Origin of the sequence: Kaistia granuli DSM 23481, assembly GCF_000380505.1 — a bacterium.
Classification (GTDB): Bacteria; Pseudomonadota; Alphaproteobacteria; order Rhizobiales; family Kaistiaceae; genus Kaistia; species Kaistia granuli.
The window spans coordinates 277,028-300,653 of sequence record NZ_AQYH01000007.1; the positions used below are offsets into that span (position 1 = coordinate 277,028).

Annotated in this window: 21 protein-coding genes and 1 riboswitch; of the genes, 16 read left to right on the plus strand and 5 right to left on the minus strand. The window is 65.7% G+C overall.

The window, feature by feature from the left end; translation table 11 throughout:
- Nucleotides 1-152: 152 nt before the first annotated feature.
- Complete coding sequence (gene melA, locus G342_RS0111195) at nucleotides 153-1,628, minus strand: alpha-glucosidase/alpha-galactosidase (RefSeq protein ID WP_018183232.1); 1,476 nt, start codon at nucleotides 1,626-1,628, stop codon at nucleotides 153-155.
- Nucleotides 1,629-1,855: 227 nt separating this feature from the next.
- Between melA and G342_RS0111200 the strand changes: the two genes are divergently transcribed.
- The 5 genes from G342_RS0111200 (at nucleotide 1,856) to G342_RS26000 (ending at nucleotide 8,240) form a co-directional block, all read left to right on the plus strand.
- Complete coding sequence (locus tag G342_RS0111200; RefSeq protein ID WP_026304336.1) at nucleotides 1,856-2,740, plus strand: AraC family transcriptional regulator; 885 nt, start codon at nucleotides 1,856-1,858, stop codon at nucleotides 2,738-2,740.
- A gap of 120 nt (nucleotides 2,741-2,860) precedes the next feature.
- Nucleotides 2,861-3,071, plus strand: a riboswitch (cobalamin riboswitch).
- A gap of 114 nt (nucleotides 3,072-3,185) precedes the next feature.
- A complete protein-coding gene (locus G342_RS0111205; protein WP_018183234.1) occupies nucleotides 3,186-6,125 on the plus strand; it encodes a ribonucleoside-diphosphate reductase subunit alpha in 2,940 nt (979 codons plus the stop codon).
- A gap of 211 nt (nucleotides 6,126-6,336) precedes the next feature.
- Entirely contained in the window at nucleotides 6,337-7,485 is a 1,149-nt protein-coding gene (locus G342_RS23905) for a ribonucleotide-diphosphate reductase subunit beta (protein WP_018183235.1), read from the plus strand.
- A gap of 119 nt (nucleotides 7,486-7,604) precedes the next feature.
- A complete protein-coding gene (locus tag G342_RS25680) occupies nucleotides 7,605-8,003 on the plus strand; it encodes a nuclear transport factor 2 family protein (RefSeq protein WP_083931204.1) in 399 nt (132 codons plus the stop codon).
- A 63-nt stretch (nucleotides 8,004-8,066) separates the two neighbouring features.
- Nucleotides 8,067-8,240 carry a hypothetical protein gene (locus G342_RS26000; RefSeq protein ID WP_156830894.1) on the plus strand — a complete coding sequence of 58 codons (174 nt, stop codon included), beginning with the start codon at nucleotides 8,067-8,069 and terminating at the stop codon, nucleotides 8,238-8,240.
- On the opposite strand, the gene G342_RS0111220 is transcribed toward G342_RS26000, so the two are convergent.
- Nucleotides 8,237-9,055, minus strand: a complete 819-nt coding sequence (locus G342_RS0111220; RefSeq protein WP_018183237.1) for a FadR/GntR family transcriptional regulator — start codon at nucleotides 9,053-9,055, stop codon at nucleotides 8,237-8,239. The two genes, G342_RS26000 and G342_RS0111220, sit on opposite strands and share 4 nt — an antisense overlap.
- Nucleotides 9,056-9,246: 191 nt before the next feature.
- Between G342_RS0111220 and G342_RS0111225 the strand changes: the two genes are divergently transcribed.
- From G342_RS0111225 to G342_RS0111245, 5 genes are all read left to right on the plus strand, one after another.
- A complete protein-coding gene (locus G342_RS0111225; RefSeq protein WP_026304338.1) occupies nucleotides 9,247-10,230 on the plus strand; it encodes an arabinose ABC transporter substrate-binding protein in 984 nt (327 codons plus the stop codon).
- A 72-nt stretch (nucleotides 10,231-10,302) separates the two neighbouring features.
- Nucleotides 10,303-11,823 (plus strand): L-arabinose ABC transporter ATP-binding protein AraG, encoded by a 1,521-nt coding sequence (araG, locus tag G342_RS0111230; protein ID WP_018183239.1) that lies wholly within the window; start codon nucleotides 10,303-10,305, stop codon nucleotides 11,821-11,823.
- The gene (gene araH, locus G342_RS0111235) at nucleotides 11,823-12,773 is read left to right on the plus strand and encodes an L-arabinose ABC transporter permease AraH (protein ID WP_018183240.1); all 951 of its coding nucleotides are present in this window, start codon (nucleotides 11,823-11,825) and stop codon (nucleotides 12,771-12,773) included. The genes araG and araH overlap by 1 nt, the downstream gene beginning before the upstream one ends.
- A gap of 11 nt (nucleotides 12,774-12,784) precedes the next feature.
- Entirely contained in the window at nucleotides 12,785-13,960 is a 1,176-nt protein-coding gene (locus G342_RS0111240) for an enolase C-terminal domain-like protein (RefSeq protein ID WP_018183241.1), read from the plus strand.
- A gap of 7 nt (nucleotides 13,961-13,967) precedes the next feature.
- Nucleotides 13,968-14,744 (plus strand): SDR family oxidoreductase, encoded by a 777-nt coding sequence (locus G342_RS0111245; RefSeq protein ID WP_018183242.1) that lies wholly within the window; start codon nucleotides 13,968-13,970, stop codon nucleotides 14,742-14,744.
- A gap of 50 nt (nucleotides 14,745-14,794) precedes the next feature.
- Here G342_RS0111245 and G342_RS0111250 read toward each other — a convergent pair whose 3' ends face one another.
- From G342_RS0111250 to G342_RS0111260, 3 genes are all read right to left on the minus strand, one after another.
- Nucleotides 14,795-15,421 carry a hypothetical protein gene (locus G342_RS0111250; protein ID WP_018183243.1) on the minus strand — a complete coding sequence of 209 codons (627 nt, stop codon included), beginning with the start codon at nucleotides 15,419-15,421 and terminating at the stop codon, nucleotides 14,795-14,797.
- A 166-nt stretch (nucleotides 15,422-15,587) separates the two neighbouring features.
- Nucleotides 15,588-17,066, minus strand: coding sequence for a sensor domain-containing diguanylate cyclase (locus G342_RS0111255; protein WP_018183244.1), 1,479 nt, complete (start codon nucleotides 17,064-17,066; stop codon nucleotides 15,588-15,590).
- Nucleotides 17,067-17,220: 154 nt separating this feature from the next.
- Nucleotides 17,221-17,697 carry a DUF992 domain-containing protein gene (locus tag G342_RS0111260; protein ID WP_018183245.1) on the minus strand — a complete coding sequence of 159 codons (477 nt, stop codon included), beginning with the start codon at nucleotides 17,695-17,697 and terminating at the stop codon, nucleotides 17,221-17,223.
- Between the two features lie 148 nt (nucleotides 17,698-17,845).
- On the opposite strand from G342_RS0111260, the gene G342_RS0111265 reads away from it, so the two are divergent.
- From G342_RS0111265 to G342_RS0111290, 6 genes are all read left to right on the plus strand, one after another.
- On the plus strand, nucleotides 17,846-18,262 hold the full coding sequence (locus tag G342_RS0111265) for a DUF3830 family protein (RefSeq protein ID WP_018183246.1): 417 nt from the start codon (nucleotides 17,846-17,848) through the stop codon (nucleotides 18,260-18,262).
- 243 nt (nucleotides 18,263-18,505) lie between these two features.
- Entirely contained in the window at nucleotides 18,506-19,738 is a 1,233-nt protein-coding gene (locus G342_RS0111270; RefSeq protein WP_018183247.1) for an ROK family transcriptional regulator, read from the plus strand.
- Nucleotides 19,735-20,538 carry an ATP-binding cassette domain-containing protein gene (locus G342_RS0111275; protein WP_018183248.1) on the plus strand — a complete coding sequence of 268 codons (804 nt, stop codon included), beginning with the start codon at nucleotides 19,735-19,737 and terminating at the stop codon, nucleotides 20,536-20,538. Before G342_RS0111270 ends, G342_RS0111275 begins: the two co-directional genes overlap by 4 nt.
- Before the next feature lie 60 nt (nucleotides 20,539-20,598).
- Nucleotides 20,599-21,645 (plus strand): substrate-binding domain-containing protein, encoded by a 1,047-nt coding sequence (locus G342_RS0111280; protein ID WP_026304339.1) that lies wholly within the window; start codon nucleotides 20,599-20,601, stop codon nucleotides 21,643-21,645.
- Nucleotides 21,646-21,813: 168 nt separating this feature from the next.
- Nucleotides 21,814-22,812: an ABC transporter permease gene (locus tag G342_RS0111285; RefSeq protein WP_026304340.1), complete on the plus strand. Its 999-nt coding sequence runs from the start codon at nucleotides 21,814-21,816 to the stop codon at nucleotides 22,810-22,812.
- A complete protein-coding gene (locus tag G342_RS0111290) occupies nucleotides 22,812-23,603 on the plus strand; it encodes an SDR family oxidoreductase (protein ID WP_018183251.1) in 792 nt (263 codons plus the stop codon). Before G342_RS0111285 ends, G342_RS0111290 begins: the two co-directional genes overlap by 1 nt.
- Nucleotides 23,604-23,626 lie beyond the last annotated feature (23 nt).

Sequence of the window (23,626 nt, forward strand, 5' to 3'; positions counted from 1 at the left end):
GGATCGGTGTCGGCGCGACGGCGCCTTCACCAGGTCTGCCTTTCACTTCCCTGCGGCAGCTCCCCGAACGCCTTGTCTCGGGTCTGTCGGGCTCTGCCGATCCGGCATGGCGGCTCCTCCCGCCATGCTGGATCCGTTCGTCGGGGCCGCCGCTACTCTGCGGCCTCGGCCTTTTCCTTGGCCCGCTCGGCGCGGACCGTCTCGATGCCGCGCACCTCGCGCCGCGCCGCGCCCTGCCAGTCGCGCGTGGCGACCGTCTTGTTGGCGAGGCGCTCCTTGGCGCCGTCGATGGCGTGGGCGTATTGTGGCAGCCAGCGCGCCTGGGCGACGACCATCTCGTCGACCATCTGCCAGACCTCCTCCGGCGAGCAGATGGCGCCGACCAGCGGGTCGTGCAGCACGGCGAGCTTCAAGAGGTCGAGGTCGCCGGTGACGGCGGCGTGCACGGCCATGCGCTGGACGTTGATCGACGACACGCAGGTGGCGGCGCAGGCTTCCGGCAGCTGGATGCCGGCCGCCATGTTGAGGCCGAAGCGGTCGACGAAGCCGGTCGATTCGATGATCGCGTCTTCCGGCAGATTGGCAATGATGCCGCGGTTCTTGACGTTGAAATGGCCGCGATAGACGCGCCCGGTCTCCAGCGCCTCGATGATGTGGCTGGCATGCTCGTTCGAGCGCTTCTTCGGATCGAGCGGCTTGCCGGCGTCTTCCAGGAATTTCGGGAAGTCGGTCTCGAACCAGTTGCGCGTCTCGGTCGAGTGGCGCAGATAGCCGCCGGTCTCGCCGTGGATCCAGTTCGACATGTCGATCCAGCGGCCGATTTCCTCCGGCCGCTTGCGGTACCAGGGCAGGTACTCCGACAGATGGCCGTTGCTCTCGGTCGAATAGAAGCCGAAGCGCTTCAGGACGTCGATGCGGACCTTTTCCTGCTGCGAATAGACGGGATGGCGCTCGAAGGCGGCGATCAGCTCGTCCTTGCCGATCTTGCGGCCGCGGAAGCGGATGTCGACGAACCAGGTCTGGTGGTTGATGCCCGAGCAGATGAATTCGAGCTCGCTCTCGTCGGTGGCGCCCAGCACCTCGGCGATCTGCTCGCCGCCATGCTGTACGCCATGGCAGAGGCCGATCGTGTCGACCTTGCCGTATTCGATCGCCGCCCAGGTGTTCATCGCCATCGGGTTGGCATAGTTCAGGAAGCGGGCGCCGGGGGCCGCGACTTCGCGGATATCCTTGCAGAAATCCAGGATGACCGGGATGTTGCGCTGGCCGTAGAGGATGCCGCCCGCGCAGATCGTGTCGCCGACGCACTGGTCAACGCCGTATTTGAGCGGAATGCGGATGTCGTCGGCATAGGCCTCAAGGCCGCCGACGCGGACGCAGCTGATGACATAGCGCGCGCCGGCGAGTGCCTCGCGCCGATCCGTCGTCGCCGTGATCCTGGTCGGCAGCTTGTTCGCCGCGACCATGCGGTCGAGGATCTGGTGGACCATGGAGAGATTGTGTTCGCTGATGTCGGTCAGCGCGAACTCGACCTCGCGCAGTTCCGGCACGGCGAGGATGTCGGAGACCAGCTTCTTGGTGAAGCCGACGCTGCCGGCGCCGATGATGGCAATCTTGAAACTAGACATGACGGTTCTGGGGTCCCTCGGAGGCGGTCGTCGCGCGCAGGGCGCGGTTCCAGGCGGCGCATTCCGGTCGGTCGGCCATTGTCGGGGCGATGCCGTGGATCGGGCGGGGCAATGGCAGCCTTGGGTGGTATTTGCTCATCCAGCTGCTCTTTCTTGTCGCCCAGTTGCTCTGCGCGAGGCTAGTATGCGCAAGGCTCTCAAGCGATCCAGAGAGATTTTGTGCTTTCGTGGGTAATTCTGTGCTCGACAAACTCGCCCGCCGCGCGCCGGTGATGAAGACCGTGTCGCTGCCGCGCGGCCGCCATCGCCTGCATACGATGCCGACCAGCACCGGCTATGAGGTGCGGACGGATACGACCTATGCCTGGGACGGCAGAAGGCGAGGCCAGACGCCGTTCACGGTGCTCCAGCACACGGTTTCCGGCGTCGGCCGGCTGCGCTACGACCGCCGCAATTATCGCCTCACGGCGGGCGAGACCATGCTCGTCCTGGTGCCGCACAATCATCGCTACTGGGTCGAGCAGGGGGATCGCTGGGAGTTCTTCTGGATCTCGATGAACGGCCAGGAGGCGCTTCGCATCCACCGCTCGATCCTGGCGGCGACCGGGCCGGTGTTCCGGCTTCGGCCCGATACGATCGAGCATCTCGCCGATTGCAGCCTTCGTCTGATCGACGGCGGCGGCGAGACGCCGGGAGCGGCCTCGGCCATCGCCTATGAGGCGGCTGCGGCGCTCTATGACGACGTGTTCGGACCGCATGGCGACATGCGCGCCGAGGATGGCGCCATCCAGCGCGTCGTCGACCATATCCTCGCCAATCTCGACAAGCCGCTCTCGGTGCCTGATCTCGCCGAGGTGTCCGGTTTCAGTCGGGCGCATTTCTCGCGCATGTTCACGGCGAGCGAGGGCATGCCGCCGGCCGAATTCGTTCTGCAGGAGCGGATGCGGCGCGCGGCGAGGCTGCTCGCCGGCCAGCAGGTGCTCTCGGTCAAGGAGGTCGCCGTGCTGTCGGGCTTCGACGATTCGAACTATTTCGCCAAGGTGTTCCGCCGCTTCTTCGGCACCAGCCCGACCGAATTCCGCACCACCGGCATGTATGCGAGCGCGAGCTGACGGGGCGGCGCGGAATTTCCACAACCGCGGAACCGCGCCGCCGCTTCGGAATGCGCCGGGGTCGCCGATTCGTGAACTGTCAACCAGCATCTACATGTTGACGTTTTGGCGCCTAGGGCGTCTACATCTGCGTGTCGAGGTTCTCTTGAGTCGCAAGGCTCAAGGGCTAGAGGGAATGCCGGGACGCCCCATGGGGTGATGCCGGAGCTGCCCCCGCAACTGTGAACGGCGAGTATCTGTCCGGAGAGACCACTGGGACCGAAAGGCCCTGGGAAGGTGGGCAGAGCGACGACCCGTGAGCCAGGAAACCTGCCCCGACAGAATGAAAACGTCCTCGGGCGGGGTGTCCCGGTGGAGCGCTGGTTTCGTGCGGCCTTTTTCAGCGCCGTTCGTCGTCCTGTCCGCTTCCGCTCGGCCTTTGCTCCCAACATTTGGGCTGAAGCCGATGTCTCAAACGATCGATCTGGACCGCAGCGTGCCGGTCGCCTCCCATCCTTCGCTGGCGCCGGCTTCCGTGCCGCCCAAGGCGTCCGCCGCCGTTCCGTCCTTCCATGTCATCCGCCGCAACGGCTCGGTGTCGGATTTCGACGCCGCCAAGATCGCCGTCGCGGTCACCAAGGCGTTCCTCGCCGTCGAGGGCACGGGAGCTGCCGCCTCGCGCCGCGTGCACGAGATCGTCGCCGACCTGACCGCCCAGATCGTCAGCGCCCTGACGCGCCGCGTCGGTTCCGACCGCGCGCTCCACATCGAGGACGTGCAGGACCAGGTCGAGCTGGCGCTGATGCGCGGCGAGCACCACAAGGTCGCCCGCGCCTATGTGCTCTATCGCGAGGAGCGCGCCCGCGCCCGCCGCGCCAGCGAGCCGGTCGTCGTCAGCGGCGCGTCGCATCTCAACGTCCGTGGCGCCGACGGCGTCCTTCGTCCGCTCGACGAGCGTCGCCTGCAGCTCGTCGTCGACGAGGCCTGCGCCGGCCTCGCCGATGTCGATGCGAGTGCGATCCTGGCCGAGACCCGCCGCAACCTCTATGACGGTATCTCGCTGGCCGAGCTGGCGCTGGCGCCGGTGATGGCGGCGCGCACGCTGGTCGAGAGCGAACCCAATTATGCCTTCGTCAGCGCCCGTCTGCTGCTCGACATGCTGCGCGCCGAGGCCGTCTCTTTCGTGCAGGGCGTCACCGTCCAGCCGACCCAGAGTGAAATGGCCGAGCGCTATGCCGAGTATTTCCCGGCCTTCATCCGCGTGGGCATCGAGCATGAGCTGGTCGATGGCGAGCTTGGCCGTTACGACCTCGCCCGCCTCGCGGCGGCGCTAAAGCCGGAGCGCGACCTCGACTTCCAGTTCCTCGGCCTGCAGACGCTGTACGATCGCTATTTCCTGCAGACCGGCGGCACCCGCATCGAGCTGCCGCAGGCCTTCTTCATGCGCGTCGCCATGGGTCTGGCGCTGCGCGAGATCGACCGCGAGGCGCGGGCGATCGAGTTCTACGACCTGTTGTCGTCCTTCGACTTCATGGCCTCGACGCCGACCCTGTTCAACTCCGGCACGCTTCGGCCGCAGCTCTCTTCCTGCTTCCTGACCACGGTGCCGGACGATCTCGACGGCATCTTCAAGTCGGTCAAGGACAACGCGCTGCTCGCCAAATATTCCGGCGGCCTCGGTAATGATTGGACGCGGGTGCGCGGCCTCGGCGCCCACATCAAGGGCACCAATGGTGAGAGCCAGGGCGTGGTGCCGTTCCTGAAGGTGGCGAACGATACGGCGATCGCCGTCAACCAGGGCGGCAAGCGTAAGGGCGCCGTCTGCGCCTATCTCGAGACCTGGCATGTCGACATCGAGGAATTCCTCGACCTCCGCAAGAACACGGGTGACGACCGCCGCCGCACGCATGACATGAACACGGCCAACTGGGTGCCGGACCTGTTCATGCAGCGCGTCGCCGAGGATGGCCCCTGGACGCTGTTCTCGCCCGACGAGACGCCGGACCTGCACGATCTCTACGGCCCCGCCTTCCAGCTCGCCTATGAGGGCTATGAGGCGAAGGCGAAGCGCGGCGAGCTGCGCGTGCACAAGGAGGTCAAGGCGACCGATCTGTGGCGTCGCATGCTGACCATGCTGTTCGAGACCGGCCATCCCTGGATCACCTTCAAGGATCCCTGCAACATCCGCTCGCCGCAGCGCCATGCCGGTGTCGTGCATTCGTCCAATCTCTGCACCGAGATCACGCTCAACACGTCGAATGACGAGGTCGCCGTCTGCAATCTCGGCTCGATCAACCTCGCCCATCACATCGTGGCGGACGGGCTCGATCTCGACCGGCTGGCGCGCACCGTCCAGACGGCGATGCGGATGCTCGACAACGTCATCGACATCAATTTCTACACGATCCCCGAGGCGCGCCGTTCCAATCTGCGCCACCGTCCGGTCGGCCTCGGCCTGATGGGCTTCCAGGACGCGCTGCAGGCGCTGCGCATTCCCTATGCCTCGGAAGCCGCCGTCCGCTTCGCTGACGAGAGCATGGAGGCGATCTCCTTCCACGCCATCTCGGCCTCGACCGATCTCGCCGCCGAGCGCGGCCGCTATCCGAGTTTTGATGGCTCGCTCTGGTCGCAGGGCATTCTGCCGATCGACTCGGTCGAGCTGCTGGCCGAAGCGCGCGGCGGCCTCGATCTCGACCGCTCGACCGTGCTCGACTGGGAAGGCCTGCGCGAGCGGGTGAAGACCATCGGCATGCGTAACTCCAACACCATGGCGATCGCGCCGACGGCGACGATCTCCAACATCTGCGGCGTCGCGCAGTCGATCGAGCCGGCCTACCAGAACCTCTACGTCAAATCGAACATGTCGGGCGACTTCACCGTGGTGAACGCGGCGCTGGTGCATGACCTCAAGGCGCGCGGGCTCTGGGACGAGGTCATGGTCTCCGACCTGAAATACTTCGACGGCAGCATCGGCCCGATCGACCGCATCCCGGACGATCTCAAGGCGCTCTACGCAACCGCCTTTGAGATCGATAGCGCCTGGCTGATCGAGGCGGCGGCGCGGCGGCAGAAATGGATCGACCAGGCGCAGTCGCTCAACCTCTACATCGCCAATCCCTCGGGCAAGAAGCTCGACGCGCTGTATCGCCTCGCCTGGCAGCGCGGCCTGAAGACGACCTACTACCTGCGCTCGCGCTCGGCGACGCATGTCGAGAAGTCGACGCTGAAGGGCACCGACGGCAAGCTCAACGCGGTTTCGGCCGTGATTGCCACGGCGCCGGCGGCCGTGCCGATCGTCGTGCCGGCGGCGCTCAAGCCGGCTCCGGCGCCGATCGCGATCCCGATCGGCGAGGCCTGGGGTCAGGCCTGCTCGATCGACGATCCCGACTGCGAAGCCTGCCAGTAGGGGCGGTTTTGTGAGGGTAGCACTGCGCTTCACCTCTCCCTGAGGGAGAGGTCGGACGCAGGTCCGGGTGAGGGTTTACGGCCTCACCCGGAGAATTCCCGAAACCCTCACCCGCCGGCTTCGCCGTCGACCTCTCCCTCAGGGAGAGGTGAAGAAGAATGTTTTGGTCGCTTCCTTGGGAACGCGCCACCCGACTTCAAAGGAGTTGACCATGCTCGACTGGTCCGAACCGAAATTCGCCGCCACCATCGGCGCCCATGTCTCCTCCGGCAACAATGCTTCCGCCGGCAAGGATGCGCCCGCAGCCGACGCCACCGGTCTTGGAACGATTGACCGCGCCGGCGGCCGTGTTTCCGTCGACGACAAGGCGATGATCAATTGCCGCGCCGACGTGAACCAGCTGCTGCCGCTCAAATATCGCTGGGCCTGGGAAAAGTACCTCGCCGGCTGCAACAATCACTGGATGCCGACCGAGGTCTCGATGCAGGCCGACATCGCGCTCTGGAAGTCGAAGGACGGGCTGACCGAGGACGAGCGCCGCGCCATCAAGCGCAATCTCGGCTTCTTTGCCGCCTCAGAGTCGCTTGTGGCCAACAACATCGTGCTGGCGATCTACCGCCATCTGACCAACCCCGAATGCCGGCAGTACCTGCTGCGCCAGGCGTTCGAGGAAGCGGTGCACACGCATACCTTCCAGTACATCGTCGAAAGCCTCGGCCTCGACGAGGGCGAGCTGTTCAACATGTACCGGGAAGTGCCGTCGATCACCGACAAGGCGGCTTGGGCGCTGAAGCACACCCAGCATCTCGACGACCCGGATTTCAAGACCGGCACGCCCGAGACCGACCAGGCGTTTCTGCGCGACCTCGTCGCCTTCTATGTGATCTTCGAGGGCATGTGGTTCTACACCGGCTTCGCGCAGATCCTGTCGCTCGGCCGCCGCAACAAGATGGTCGGCATCGCCGAGCAGTATCAGTACATCCTGCGCGACGAGTCGATCCACCTGAACTTCGGCATCGACGTCATCAACCAGATCAAGGCGGAAAACCCGCATCTCTGGACGGCCGAATTCCAGGACGAGCTGCGCACGATGATCCGCGAGGCGGCGGAACTCGAGGCTGCCTACAGCCTCGATACAATGCCGCGCGGCTTCCTCGGCCTGAATGCGGCGCTTTGCGCGAGCTACATGCACTTCATCGCCAACCGCCGCTGCGCGCAGCTGGGTCTGGCGCCGGTGTTCCCGGAGACGGAGAACCCGTTCCCGTGGATGTCGGAGGCGATGGACCTCAAGAAGGAAAAGAACTTCTTCGAGACGCGCGTGATCGAATACCAGAACGGCGGCGCGCTCGCCTGGGACTGAGTGGAAGCCCGGCGGGATGCGGTGCGTCCCGCCGGGCGAGCCTCGGCGGCGTGGTGAATTGGTTGACGCGGCGAAGGGCTCCAAGCAGACTTCGCTATCGCTCAGGCTGGAGGATCGTCTTGGAAGATATTGCCGAAATAGAGAACTGCGAACAGCAACTGCGCGCCGCTATGCTGCTCAGTGATGTGGCGCAGCTTGATCGCCTTCTGAGCGATGGGCTTATTTTCGTCAATCAGGATGGAGCCCGCCTCACCAAGGCGGATGATATTGCCACGCATCGATCAGGTCTGCTTGCGATCACGGCGCTCTCGGAACCAGGTGACCGTGTCATCCAAAGGTTTGGGGATACTGCGATCGTCTGCCTGACCACTGAGGTCTCCGGCACATATGCTGACCAGCAATTTGGCGCCACCTTGGCCTACTCGCGCGTATGGCATCGCACGGATGGGCGCTGGCAAGTTGTACTCGGGCACTGTTCTGCTGTCGGTTCAGCAGGCCAGATTGTTGACGCAGCGTAGGCTGCTTCTGGCCCATACCGGCTACGACGCAACGCAATCCGTGCCGATCTCAGGCGCCGTGGCATGGAGGTCGTCATCCCGGGGCGATCAAACCGCCGCGTGACGATCGAGCATGACCAGGCGCTCGATAATCAATGGCGCTATCCCTACCCGATACGACCAGCCCCGGCCAACTTCCTTGGGCATGTCCACATCGCCATAGCTAGATGCTGGATCAACCTCGTCGACGGCGCCTAGCCTTGCTGCGCTGGGGAATTCGGCTGCTCCAGGCGGGCCGCGGCCTCTGCCCGTTCCGTCGCGGCGGCGTGGGCGAGGTCTCGTTCGGCGAGATTGAGGATGGCGTCGACCGCCTTGCGGGCGCCGTTGGTGTCGCGCAGGCGCAGCGCCTCGACGAGCGAGTGATGCGCCACGATCGCGTCCTTGTAGTCCGCCACGGCCCGGGCCGATGCGCCGAGGGCGCGATGCAGGGCGGCGTGGATCAGCCCGTAGAGCTGCGCGAAGACGCGGTTGTGGCTCGCCTTCAAAAGCACCGTGTGGAAGACGACGTCGGCCTCGGTGAAGGCGGTGTAGTCCTCGGCCGCCGCCATGCGCTGCCAGGCATGGTCGAGATCGGCGATTTCCTGTGCCGAAGCGCGGGTTGCGGCGAGTTCGGCCGCCGCCGGCTCGATCGCCCGGCGCGCCTCGAGCACTGATTTGAGTAGCGCCTCGTCGAGAAAATCGCTGCCCATCCATTCAATGATGTCGGGGTCGAGGAGGTTCCAGTCCTCCTTGTCGCGCACGACGGTGCCAACGCGCGGCCGGCCGCGCACCAGTCCCTTCGATTCCAGAACCTTTAGCGCCTCGCGGATCACCGTCCGGCTGACGCCGAACTCGGCGCAGAGGTCGTTTTCGCGGGGGAGATTGGTGTTGGGTGGGAAGCGGCCGGAAGCGATGGAGCGCGCCAGCGTGGCGATGATTTCCTTCTGGACGCGCGGTTTCGCGCGGCGCGGCGGCGCGGAACCGACAGCGGCGTCCTTTGGGGGCGCTTTCAACGTATAGGTCTCGCTTGTCATCACACTCGGCTTGGGCGTCGCGGGAACGCGCGTCGGACCTAAAGCCAATCCCATGCGCTCGCGCCGGGATCAAGGGTGTAATCCCAATCTCAATTAATCATACAACGTCGTTGACGGGTATGATCATTCGAAATATGGATCTGACACTGCCGCTACATGCGGTGGGCAGTTTATCTCGTGGGAGTGAGACAATGCGCCTTTGGAAGAGTGCCGTCATGGCGGGTGCCGCCGTGATGATCGCCCTGTCGTCGGCCTATGCCGCGGACGTCAAGATCGGCTTCGTCGTCAAGCAGCCGGAAGAGCCCTGGTTCCAGGACGAATGGAAGTTCGCCGAGATCGCGGCCAAGGAGAAGGGCTTCACGCTGGTGAAGATCGCCGCCGAAGACGGCGAGAAGGTCCAGTCGGCGATCGACAATCTTGGCGCCCAGGGCGCGCAGGGCTTCATCGTCTGCACCCCCGACGTCAAGCTCGGCCCCGGCATCGTCGCCAAGGCCGCCGCCAACAATCTGAAGCTGATGACCGTCGATGATCGTCTCGTCGACGCGGCCGGCAATCCGCTCGAGGACGTGCCGCATATGGGCATTTCCGCCACCAAGATCGGCGAAGCCGTCGGCGAGGCGATCGCCGCCGAGATCAAGAAGCGCGGCTGGGACATGAAGACGGTCGGCGCGATCCGCGTCTCCTACGACCAGCTGCCGACCGCCGTCGATCGCGTCGAAGGCACCATCGCGGCCCTGAAGGCTGCCGGCTTCCCGGCCGAGAACATCTTCGATGCGCCGCAGGCCAAGACTGACACGGAAGCAGCCTTGAACGCTGCCACCGTGGTGCTCAACAAGCATGCCGACATCAAGAACTGGGTTGCCTTCGGCCTGAACGACGAAGCCGCCCTCGGCGCCGTGCGCGCCACGGAAAGCGTCGGCATTCCGGCAGCCAACGTCATCGCCATCGGCATCGGCGGCGCTGAATCGGCGATCAACGAGTTCAAGAAGGCGGATGCGACCGGCTTCGTCGGCACGGTGATCATCTCGCCGAAGCGTCACGGCTATGAGACGGCGCTCAACATGTATGAGTGGATCGCCAACGACAAGGCGCCGCCGGCCCTGACCCTCACCGCCGGCCAGCTGGCGCTGCGCGACAACTACGAAGCCGTCCGCAAGGACCTCGGCATCGAGTAGTTCGCCCGGCCTCGATCACCCGGCGGCGGAGTCATCCGCCGCCGGTTCTCGTTTGCGGGGGGAGCGTCGCATATGGCTGATTTTCTAGAATTCTCCAGCATTTCCAAGAGCTACCCAGGCGTCAAGGCGCTGTCGGGCATCTCTTTCGGCGTCGCCAAGGGCCGCGTGCACGGCCTGATGGGCGAGAATGGCGCCGGCAAGTCGACCCTGATCAAGATCCTCTCGGGCGATATCCGCGCCGATGAGGGCGAGATCCGCATCGACGGCGTCGCCCAGAATTTCCATTCGACCCGCGACGCCTTCGCCGCTCGGGTGACGGTGGTACACCAGGAATTGCAGCTGGTGCCGGAACTGACCGTCGCCGAAAACCTGCGGCTCGGCCATTTCCCGGCCAAAGCGGGCGTCATCAGCTTCCGCGAGCTCGCCGCGGATGTCGGCGGCAAGCTTCGGGATATCGGCGTCGACGTCGATCCCCGCACCAAGGTTTCCGCGCTCTCCATCGGCGAGCGCCAGATGATCGAGATCGCCAAGGCGGTGATGCTCGATGCCCGCGTCATCGCGCTGGACGAGCCGACCTCGTCGCTCTCCTCGCGCGAGAGCGAGATCCTGTTCAAGCTGATCGAACGCCTGCGCGAGCAGGGCAAGGTCATCCTCTACATCTCGCACCGCCTCGACGAGGTCTTCCGCCTCTGCGACGGCGTCACGGTGCTGCGCGACGGCAAGCTCGCCGCCCATCACGCCAGCATGGAAGGGGTCACGCGCGACCAGATCGTCTCCGAGATGGTCGGCCGCGAGATCAGCGACATCTGGGGCTGGCGCGGCCGCGCGATCGGTGAAACGCGCCTGAAGGTGGAGACCATCACCGGCTCGAAGCTGCCGAAGCCGGCGAGCTTCGAGGCGCGCAAGGGCGAGATCCTCGGCTTCTTCGGCCTGGTCGGCGCCGGCCGCAGCGAGCTGATGCGTCTCGTCTATGGCGCCGATCATCGCCACGCCGGCAGTGTCGCCATCGACGGCAAGCCGGTCGCGCCGAGTGATCCGCGCCAGTCGATCCGCGCCGGCCTCGTGCTCTGCCCGGAGGACCGCAAGTTCGACGGCATCGTCCAGGGCCGCTCGGTTTCGGACAACATCGCCATCTCGGCGCGCCGTCATTTCTCGCCCTTCGGCATCCTGAACCTCGGCAAGGAAGCGGCGCTCGCCGACGGCTTCATCAGGAGTCTTCGCATCCGCACGCCGTCGCGCAAGCAGGACATCGTCAACCTCTCGGGTGGCAACCAGCAGAAGGTCATCCTGGCCCGCTGGCTGGCCGAGACCGACGTCCGCGTGCTGATCGTCGACGAGCCGACGCGCGGCATCGATGTCGGCGCCAAGTCCGAGATCTACGACTTGCTGTATTCACTGGCCGAAGGCGGTCTCGCCATCGTCGTGGTGTCGAGCGAGCTGCCGGAAGTGATGGGCATCTCCGATCGCATCGCCGTCATGTGCGGCGGCGGCATCGCCGCCACCTTCGATCGCGCCGATTTCAACGAACGCACCATTCTCGCGGCCGCTCTGCCGGACCGCTCGGCTGCCGAAGCAATCCAGAAGGTTTCCTGATGACCGGTTCCCTGAAGCGAATCCTGCTCGGCGAGCAGGGCCTCGTCGTCATCTTCACCATCGCCTTCGCCGTGGTGTCGCTGACCGTCCCGAACTTCCTCACCGAGCGCAACATGCTCGGCCTGCTGCAGTCGGTGGTGACGATCGGCATCGTCGCCTGCACGATGATGTTCTGCCTGGCCTCGCGCGATTTCGACCTGTCGGTCGGCTCGATCGTCGCCTTCACCGGCATGGTCGCGGTCATGGCCTCGAACGCCACCGGCTCGATCCCGCTCGGCCTCCTGATCGCGATCGGCTTCGGCACCTTCGTCGGCTTCGTCAATGGCGTCGTCATCGCCAAGCTGAAGATCAACGCGCTGATCACCACGCTCGCCACGATGCAGATCGTGCGCGGCCTGGCGCTGATCTCGTCGGACGGCCGCGCCGTCGGCATCAACGACGCGTCGTTCTACCAGCTCGCTCTGTCGAAGTTCCTCGGCGTGCCCACCCCGATCTGGGTGATGGGCATCCTGTTCTGCATCTTCGGCTTCGTGCTGAACCGGACCGTCTTCGGTCGCAACACGCTCGCCATTGGCGGCAATCCCGAGGCCTCGCGCCTCGCCGGCGTCAATGTCGACTGGATGCGGATCTGGATCTTCACGCTGCAGGGCCTGGTCTGCGCCATCGCCGGCATCCTGCTCGCCTCGCGCATCACCTCGGGCCAGCCGAACGCGGCGACCGGCCTCGAGCTCTCGGTCATCTCGGCCTGCGTGCTCGGCGGCGTGTCGCTCGCCGGCGGCCGCGCGGCGATGACCGGCGTCATCGTCGGCGTGCTGATCATGGGCATTGCCGAGAACGTTATGAACCTACTCAACATCCAGGCCTTCTACCAGTATGTCGTGCGCGGCCTGATTCTGCTGATGGCGGTCTTGCTCGACAATCTGCGCTCCCGCTCGCTCGGCCGTCGCTAGGAACTGACAGAATGAAGATCACCAAGATCGAGACGCATGTCGTCAACGCCGAGATGCGGAACTGGGTGTTCGTCCGCGTCCTGACCGACCAGCCCGGCCTCTATGGCTGGGGCGAGGCGACGCTCGAATGGAAGGCGCGCGCCATCGTCGGGGCCATCGCCGACCTCGAGCCGATCCTGCTTGGCCATGATCCGCGCGACATCGAGAATGCCGTGCGTGCCATGAAGAAGCACGGCTTCTGGCAGCCGCTCGGCGTCATCGGCATGACGGCGCTGTCGGGCATCGAGATGGCGCTCTGGGACATTCTCGGCAAGTCGCTCGGCGTGCCGGTCTGGCGCCTGTTCGGCGGCAAGGTGCGCGACCGCGTGCCGATCTATACCCATCTCGGTCTCGGCCAGATGGATGCCGTCTACCATTCGATGGACGCCTCCTCGCTGGTCGAGCGCGGTCTCGCCGTCAAGGAGCAGGGCTACAAGGCGATGAAGGTCGTCAACGTGCCCTACACGCACTACACGGCGACGCCGGCGGCGATCGACGATTTCGTCAAGAGCATGGGCGCGCTACGCGACGCCGTCGGACCCGAGATCGAGCTGATGGTCGATTTCCACGGCCGCTGCGCCTCGGCCGGCGCCGCGCTCTCCTATCTGCGCGCGCTGGAGCCGTTCAACGTGATGTTCGCCGAGGAGCCGATCCCGCCCGGCGACGTCGCCTCGATGAAGGTGATCGCCGATGCGTCGCCGGTCGCCATTGCCCATGGCGAGCGGCTGACGAGCGCTGCCGAATTCGCCCCCTATATCGAGGCGCGGACGATGACCATCGCCCAGCCCGATCTCTGCCATTGCGGCGGCTTCAGCGAGGCGCGGCGGATCGCGGCGCTCGCCGAGGTGGCCGGCATCGGCCTCGCCCCGCACAACCCGCTCGGGCCGATCGCCGGCGTCGCGGCGCTGCATTTCGACGTCGCCACCCCGAACGTCATCATCCAGGAAGAAATGACCGGCGCGGTGCCGTGGTATTTCGAGGTGGTGCAGGGTCCGATCGAGCGTGTCGACGGCGCCTGGCAGATCCCGCAGGCGCCGGGCCTCGGCGTCGAGGTTGATCTCGCCGTCGCGGCGAAGCATCCCTGGAAGCAGGAGCCGTTCCCGACCCGCGAAGCCGTCCTGCCGGACGGCACCATCGTCGACTGGTAGGTTCATCATGGCCGGACGCCTCGAAGGCAAGATCGCCATCGTCACCGGTGCCGCGCGCGGCATCGGCGCGGCGATCGCCCGCAAGTTCGCCGCCGAGGGCGCCTCGCTCGGCCTGATCGACATCGACGCGCCGGCGCTCGCCGCCTTCGCGGCGGAGCTCGCGGCCGAAGGCGCCACCCTCGTCACGGCGGAGGCGAATATCGGCGAGCGCGCCTCGGTCGAAGCCGCGGTCGCCGTGGTGCTCGCGCGCTATGGCCGGGTCGACGTGCTGGTCAACAATGCCGGCATCAACGTCTTCTCCGACCCGCTGGAACTCGCGGACGAGGAATGGCGGCGCTGCATGGCCGTCAACCTCGAAGGCGCCTGGCACATGATCCGCGCCGTCCTGCCGGGGATGATCGCGGCGGGGCAGGGGGCGATCGTCAACATCGCCTCGACCCACGCCTTCGCCATCATCCCGGGCACCTTCCCCTATCCGGTGGCGAAGCATGGGCTTGTCGGCCTGACGCGGTCGCTCGCCGTCGACTACGCGCCGAAGGGCATCCGCATCAACGCGGTCGCGCCGGGCTATATCGAGACCGACAAGGTCAGGGATTGGCTGGCGGAGTTCGAGGATCCAGCCGCCGCGCGGTCGCGGATCGAGAATCTGATTCCGCTCCGCCGCATCGGCACGCCCGAGCAGGTGGCCTCGGCGGCGCTGTTCCTCGCCAGCGACGAATCCGCCTTCAGCACCGGCTCGGTGCTGACCATGGATGGCGGTCGCTCGGTCGTCTATCACGACTAAGGAAAACGGCCGGCCCCCAGGGCCGGCCGCGCAGTTCTTCCCAAAAGCGCCTAGAGCTTCAGCAACGGGTCGGGCTGCGACGTGCTGAACGGCACGTCGTCGACGCCCCAGCTGCGGTGCACGGTGTGGATGTGCGCGTCACGACCGCCATTCTGCTTCAGGATGTCGAGGACCTTGGCGTCGTCCTTGGCATCCGACACATGCACCCAGAGCAGCAGGCCGCCATTGGCGAGCTGCTGGTGGATGGCGTTCGCATGCTTGCGGCCGAAGATGCGCGACAGCATGAAGCCGGCCGAGCCGGTGGCGAGCGTGCCGCCGATCGTCAGCGCCAGAGCCGGGATCAGGGCGGCGCCGACCGTGCCGGCGACGAGCGCGGCGCCGAGGCCGGTGACGAGTGCCGGGCCGCCCGTCAGGGCCGCCGCGCCTTCGGTGCGCGAATCCTCGGTGACATAGCTCGCCCGGGCAACGTCGTCCTTGTCTTCGAGCGCGGTCGTCGGGTTGGCGGCGGACAGCGTTTCCGTCGTGGCGAGGACGCTCAGATCCTCCTGCCGGAGCCCGTATTGCATGAGGGCGTCGACAGCCGCGTTGAGGGCGGCTTCGCTGTCGAAGACGGCCACGGCTTCGCGCTCCTGATAGCCGATAGTGCCGTTGGTGCCGTCCTGGCCAGGTTGGGTCATCTTGATTTCCTCGATTAACGCGGACACTCGCTCGCGCAGCGGCACCGTCCATCGGTTGCGCCGCTGCCCCGTGCCAGCATCCTATAAGCTGGAGCGAATGTAACCCATACGAAGGTCCGACCGCGACGTTCTGTCCACAAGGGGGTGTGGGGCTGGCGAGCGCCGCTCAGGCGTCGGCGTCGAAATAGGCCGCGGCGCGGCGGCGCTCCAGCGGCGACAGGCCGTAGAAACGGTGTTTTTCCTCATACATCCGCACATCGGCGCGCTTCACGACATCTTCCAACGCCTCGCCGGGCTCGCTGGTGGCGGCGCCGATCGAAAGGCTGAGCATGGTGCTCGAATAGAACTGGTTGTTGAGCTCGACGAGCCGGCGGATGTCCTCGATGGTCTTCTCCGCGCCGGCCTCGTCCGTGCCGGGCAGCAGGACGGCGAATTCGTCGCCGCCGATGCGGGCGGCATGATAGGGCTGGGTGACCAGCTTGCCGAGCACCTCGCCGACGCGCCGCAGCAGCTCGTCGCCGGCGGCGTGGCCCCACTTGTCGTTGGCAGCCTTCAACCCGTTCAGGTCGACGATGATGATCGATACGGGAGCCGGGCCGTTGCGCCGCAGCCGGTTCAGCTCGTCGACATAGAAGGAGCGATTGTACAGCTTGGTCAGCACGTCGTGCTTGCCGAGGAATTCCAGATAGGCTTCCGCCGCCTTGCGGGCGGTGATGTCGGTCAGCGCGACCTGCACGAGCGACCAGTCCTGCTCATGGCCGGGCAGAACCGAGAACTGCAGGTGCAGGTGCAGCTCCTTGCCGTCGAGCGCGTAGTTCACGACTTCGCGCTGCTGGAATAGCTTGCCGTCCCACAGATCGATCAGCTGCTCGCGGAAGTGGCCGTTCATCGAATCGCGCAGCACGTCGCCGAGATTTCGCAGCAAGGTCGGCTTGTCGGCGGCGGCGAACAGCTGCAGCGTATGCTGGTTGACGTCGATGACGCGGATCTCGCTCATGCAGCGGGTGACGAATTCCGGATGCACGTCGGTGAACACGCGGAAGTCGATGATGCCCTTCTGGCGGATCTCGTCGATCAGTCGCTTGACGCTGGAAAAATCCTCGACCCAGAGCGACACCGGCGAATGATGGAACAGGCCGCGGGCATACTCCTCGCTGCGCACCAGGCTGCGTCGGGCCGTCTCGCGCTCGGTCACGTCCTCGATCGTCACGAGCACGCGCTGCCAGTTCGCCTCGTAGCCGGGAACGATGGTTCCCTTCAGCAGGACATCGAGCCTCCGGCCGGAAAGCGTGTAGTTGGCCGTCAGGCTGCTGAAGGTCATCTCGCCGTTCCAGAGCTGCACCAGCTCGCCGATATGAGCGTGCAGCATGTCGTCGCGGAACACGCGGTCGAGATTGGCGACCAGATGGTGGAGATCGTCGGCTTCAAGCAGCGACAGGGTCTTGCGGTTGACGCGCAGGACCCGGATCTGGCTGGAGCAGGCCGCCGCCCGCGCGGGATCCTCGCGTAGATAGGCTTCGAGATCGACGACCCCGGCTGCCCGCCAGCTATCGAAGAGTGCTTTCAGGCCGCTATAGTCTTCTTCCCATAGCGACACTGGGGCGATGTCGAAAATCTGGCCGTCAGTGCTCGGCTCACGCAGCATTCGTTCGGTCCGGTCATTCGGTGGCATTAGGGAAAGCTACTCGCTTCGCACCGTCTTCGCCATCGCGAATGCTCTGCGCGTTCCATATGGCAGCATGATTGTCATCTCCGGAAGGGCTGGCGGGGAGGCCGACCCTTCCGGCAAGCGGCGGGGGTCAGGTGCCCGCTACGCGCGTCAGCGTGATCGAGCCGATGCCGGCGGCTATGTCCAGGCCCTTCTGGCCGGAGACCGAAAGCGGCTGCAGCGAGATGCCGCCATTGCCGCCGCCGACCAGCACATTGGCGCCCAGTCCGACGCCGGCGGTGGCTTCGGCCGACGCGCCGACATAGGTGCCGCCGAGATCGCCATGCCGGCGCGACGGCTCCAGCACGGCCCAGGCGATCTTGCCGCCCGTGGTGATACCGATATCGAGGCCGAGCTTGTTGATCCTGCCGGTATAGCGCTCGCGGCCGGTCTTCGAGTTGAACTGGCAATCGAGACGCTTGCTGGATCCGATGAGGAATCCCATGCCCGGCGCGACCGTGCAGACCAGGGTGCCGGTGCGGGTCGCTGCGCTGGCGGGGACGACGGTGGACGCGGACATGACGATGACAGCGGAAGCTGCGATGATGATGTTCGGAAGACGGGACATGGCAGACCTCGTGACGCGTGTCGGGCCCGGAAAACGGCGCCGCGGCGCGAACGTTCCGGCCCGCATGCCCCTCCGCCGACAGCGGCACATCAAATGCGTGTGACCGCGCCATGCATTGACGATTGCGAAACAAGGACGACGAGATCGAATGACCAAAGTGAAAATCACCGCCGGTCCCTTCACCTTCTACGGCAAGCTCGAGGAAGAGCTGGCGCCGAAGACCTGCGCGGTCTTCAAGAAGCTGCTGCCCTACCGCGAGAAGATCATTCATGTGCGCTGGAGCGGTGAAGGTTGCTGGATTCCGCTCGGCGATCTCGATCTCGGCCTCGGCTACGAGAACAACACCAGCCATCCGGCGCCCGGCCAGATCATCGTCTATCCCGGCGGTGTCAGTGAAACCGAGATCCTGCTCGCCTATGGCGGCGTCTGCTTCTCGTCGAAGGTTGGCCAGCTTTCGGGCAACCACTTCCTGACCATCACCGAGGGGCTCGAGAACATCGTCGCGCTCGGCAAGCTGACGCTCTGGAAGGGTGCTCAGGATATCCTGTTCGAACTGGCCGACTGATCGGCCCCTTGAGGACGCCCCGGCGCATCAGCGTCGGGGTAGCCCGTCTGCCGTGGGGCCGTAGCCGCGACCCACAGGCGCTCCACAGCTTATCCACAGCCGGCCCACAGGATATTCCGGTTGTAGCCCGCCACTTATGCACCGCTTCCGGCGACCGGCGCGGCGGCGTCCGCAGCAATATATAAATCCATTTGACTGAATAAATCATTGGGCTAACGTTGAGGTAACAGGACGGGAGCGACGATGGCCCTGCGCGGCACCAACCAGGAGTTTGGGCGACCCTACAACCGGCGTATCGTGCTCGAGACGATACGGCTGGAAGCGCCCATTGCTCGCGGTGACATCGCCAGCCGCGTCGGCCTTACCGTCCAGACCGTCTCCACCATCATCCGCGAACTGGAACAGAACGGCTTTGTCACCGGCTCCCGAGACGCGCCCAAGGGCCGCGGACTGCCGCGCACGAGCCTGATGCTCAATCCGGAGGGCGGTTTCGCCATCGGCCTGCATGTGACGCCGATCGGCATCGGCGCGGCGCTGGTCAACCTCGCCGGCGACATCGTCGGTAGCCGCTACCATGCCTTCGCGCCGGTCACTCCGGAGCGTTCCTTCGCCATCTTCGAGACCCTGATCGCCGAGATGCGGGCCCTGCGGCCGGATGCCCGGATGCTCGGAATCGGCGTCGCCATGCCGGGGCCGAACGACGTCGAGTCGATGAGCTTCGTCGGCCCGACCACGCTGGAAGGCTGGAAGGGCGTCGATGTCGGCGGCCGCCTGACGGCCACGACCGGGCTGCCGGCCTTCGTTGGCACCGAACCGAGCGCCGCGGCGCTCGGCGAGCGTCTCTACGGCAAGGGCCGCGACCTCAACTCCTTCTACTATCTCTATGTCGGCGTCGGCTTCGGCGGCGCCATGGTGCATGGCGGCAGCGTGCTGCTCGGCGCGCATGGCAATGCCGGCGAGATCGGCCATATCCCGATCGTGCCGGATGGCGATCTTTGCCCGTGCGGCAATCGAGGCTGCCTGGAGCGCTATGTGTCGCTGGAGGCGCTCGACCGGCGCCTGAAGGCCGTCGATCCCGGCGCCGAGGTCGAGAGGGCGCTCGAGGATCATCCCGCCATCGTCGACGAGTGGATCGCCGAGACCGCGCCCGTATTGCGCCGGGCGATCGCCACCATCGAGAACCTGTTCGATCCCGAAGGCATCGTCATCAGCGGCTTCGCTTCGGAAGCGCTGCTGCGCCGCCTGTTCGCGGCGACCGAGCCGCTGATGCATTCCGTCGCCGAGCGCAGCGGGCGAACCTCGCCGCGGCTGCTGCTGTCGACCGAGGGCAAGGACGCCGTGATGCGGGGCTCCGCCGCCCTGGCGATCTCCGGCGTGCTGTCCCCCCGTTTTGGTCTTCTTTTCGCCGGCGAGGAGGAGCGCACCGATCGCGATCCGATCATGACCGGCCCGGCAAAGAAAGAGGTAGCTGCATGACCACCGAAGCGCCGCTGCTGCGGCTCGAGAACATCTCCAGGAGCTTCGGCGCAATCCAGGCGTTGCGCGACATCTCGTTTGAGATCGGACGCGGCGAGGTCGTGGCGCTGCTCGGCGACAATGGCGCCGGCAAGTCGACGCTGGTGAAGATCATTTCGGGCGGCCTGGAGCCGAGTTCAGGCCGGGTCATCTATGACGGCGCGGAGCGCCATTTCACCTCGCCCGCCGACGGCAAGGCAGCCGGCATCGAGACCGTCTACCAGGACCTGTCGCTCTGCACGAATGTCGACGTCGTGGCGAACTTCTTCATGGGCCGCGAGATCGTGAAGAAGTATCTCGGCGTGCCCGTGCTGCAGGAAAAGGCGATGGAGGAGATCGTTGCCAAGGCGCTGTCCGACGCCGGCACGAAGATCCCGTCCCTCCGGACCAATGTCGAGCATCTCTCCGGCGGCCAGCGCCAGGCGATCGAGCTGAACCGCTTCGTCCATTGGGGCGGCAAGCTGGTGCTGCTCGACGAACCGTTCGCAGCGCTCGGCGTCGAGCAGACGCGGCGCGGCCTGGAACTGATCCGCCGCATCGCCGACCAGGGCATCGGCGTCATCTTCATCACCCACATCATGAGCCAGGCCTTCCAGGTGGCCGACCGCATGGTGGTGATCCGGCAGGGCAAGGTCGCCGGCGATGTCCGTCGCTCCGAGACTTCGGCCGACGAGATCGTGCAACTGATTACCGGCGAGGCACTGGGCGGCCGCGCGCGGAGTATCGACCAGGACAATGGTCAAGCCCATCCGGCGGCATAGGCTGGCAAGAGCCGAAACCGCACCTTCCAGACTACGAACACCAGCTGAGGGAGCCATATGATGAAGCGTTTGATGGGTGTCCTGGCGGGAGCCGTCGTGCTCGGCGCCGCAACCTTCCTGACGCCGGCCGCTTGGGCCGCCGACAAGGGCAAGGTCTATTACCTGGTGCCGACCCTGCTGGACGAATTCCAGACGGGATCGGTGACCGCCATCACCAAGTTCATGAAGGATGTCGGCTACGAGACCGTCGCGCTCAATGCCGACAACAAGACCGATGTCCAGCAGGGCCAGATGAATGACGTCATCGCCCTGAAGCCGTCGGCGATCGTGCTCGCCGCCGTCGATTTCAACGCCCTGAAGCCGCAGATCGAGGCGGCCCGCGCCGCCGGCATCCCGGTCATGCAGTTCGACCGCCAGATCACCTCGACCAAGAGTGATCTGACCTCGGTCGCCGGCACGATCGAGATCGGCCACGTCGCGGCTGCCGAGATCGAGCGCCTGCTCAAGGAGAAGAACGGTGCCGTGAAGGGCAAGGTGCTGCAGGTCCTCGGCGACCCCGGCGATCCCTACACGCTCGACATCCAGAAGGGTTTCGAGGAGAAGATGAAGGCGTTCCCGGACGTCACCATCATTTCGCATCCGGCCATGCAGTGGGAGGCCTCGAACGCCGGTTCGATCGTCGCCGATCAGCTGCTCGCCAACCCTGACATCGACCTGATCTTCGTGCATGCCGCCCATCTCTCGGTCGCCGCCGTCGCGGCGCTCGAGGCGGCCGGCAAGAAGCCGGGCGACATCATGCTCGTCTCGTCGAACGGCGCTCCGGTCGGTCTCGACCTGATCCGCAAGGGCTGGCAGCAGGTCGAGGTCGAGCAGCCGCTGTTCGCCCAGGCCGCAGCGCTCGCCATGTTCACCGACAAGGTCGTGAACAAGCAGGAGATCAAGCCCGGCACCTATGACGTGCTCGGTCTCGAAGGCGTCATGACGATCGAGGACTGGGGTCCGAACATCAAGATCCCGGGCGCCGCGATCACCAAGGACAACATCGACGACCCACGCTTCTGGGGCAACATGAAGACACCGGAAGCGCCGGTTAAGTCGGTCGAGTAACGGTTCCATGCAACTCGTCGTCCCGGCCAGCCGGTCGGGACGACTTTGCTTCCTCGTGTCGTCGCCGGCCTGGCCGCCGACGGCGCGGGACAGTTCCAGGCGGCCGCGCTGCTGAAGCCGGCGTCCCTGAAGCCTGTCCGCCATCGCCGCAACACCCGGAGCCGCTCCATGGTCTCGTCCAATCGCCGGGCCGCGATCGAATTCGTCCTCGATCATCTCGTCTGGTTCATCCTCATCGCCGTGCTGGCGCTGTTCTCGCTGACGATCCCGAACTATTTCCAGATCGGCATCTTCGCCAACATCGTCGAGCAGTCGACCTTCGTCGGCACGCTGGCGATTGGCCTCTCCCTGCTGATCATCGCCGGCTATATGGACCTTTCCATCGAGTCCGTGATGGCGCTCGCCGCCATGGTGGTGGGAATCCTGTTCGCCAAGTCGGGCGTCGGTCTCGGCATCGCTTTCACGCCAGAATGGCTGGTGGTGCCGATCTCACTCGCCGTCGCGCTGGCGATTGGCGCCATGGTCGGAGCTAGCAACGCGCTCTTCGTCGTCAAGCTGAAGATGAACTCGTTCATCGTCACGCTCGCCGCCTATATCTGGGGCCGCGGACTGGTCGTCGCGCTGTCCGGTGGTCGCTCGGCGCAGGAACTGCCGGCCGAGCTCCGCTTTCTCGCGATCCAGCGCTTCCTGCAGATCCCGCTGATGGCCTGGATCGCCATCATCGCCACGCTGGTCTTCGCCTTCATCCTCAACCGGACGCCGTTCGGCCGCCACCTGCTGATGATCGGCGGCAATCCGACCGCCGCCTATCGCGCCGGCATCAAGGTCGACCGGCTGACGGCGACCACCTTCGTCCTCGCCGGCGCCATCGCCGGCCTGGCCGGCTGGCTGCTGGCGATCCGGACCTCCGGCGCGACCGCCAATCTCGGCGTCGGCATGTTGTTCCAGACCTTCGCGGCCGTGGTCATCGGCGGCGTTAGCCTCAAGGGTGGCGTCGGCAGCTTGCCGGGCGTCTATGCCGGCGTGCTGCTGCTCGCCTCGATCCAGACCGCGATCAACCTGATGGGCATGCCGGCGCACTTCACCCAGTTGATCCAGGGCGGCATGGTTCTCGTGGCGGTGCTGCTCGATACCTTCAAACTCAGCATCAGAAAGAGGCTCGCGTAATGAGCACTACGTCTCAACGTCTCGACGGCCGTGTCGCGCTCGTCGTGGGCGGGGCGCGCGGTATTGGCGGCGGCATCGCCGCCCGCTTTGCCGCCGAAGGCGCCCGTGTGGTCGTCGCCGACACCGAGATCGAGGCGGGCGAGGCCTTCGTGGCGTCGCTTGGCGGCCCGGAAAAGGCGCGCTTCATCCAGACGGACATCTCGAAGCAGGCGGATGCCGAGCGCGCGGTCGCGGAAGCCGTGACCCATTTCGGCGGTCTCGATATCGCCGTGCAGAATGCCGGCATCTATCCCTGGACCTTGATCGAGAACATCGAGCCGGAAGAATGGGACGCCGTGCTCGGCGTCAATCTGCGCGGCACCTTCCTGGTGGCGCGCGCGGCGCTGCCGGTCATGCGGGCCAAGGGCTATGGGCGGATGATCTTCACCTCGTCGATCACCGGCCCGCGCGTCTCCAGCCCCGGTCATGGCCACTACTCGGCCTCGAAGGCCGGCATCAACGGCTTCATCAAGTCGGCGGCGCTGGAATTCGCCGGCTACGGCATCACCGTCAACGGCATCGAGCCCGGCAACATCCTGACCGAAGGCATGAAGGCCGGCCGCAGCGCCGCCTTCATCAAGGGCATGGAGGATTCGATCCCGCTCGGCCGTCTCGGCACGCCGGAGGATATCGCCAATGCGGCACTGTTCCTGGCCTCGGACGAGTCCGCCTACATCACCGGCACGACGATCGTCGTCGATGGCGGCCAGACCTTGCCCGAGAGCAAGGATTTCCGCCTGACGCCGCCCTAGTCGGGCGAACGGATGTCGCCTGT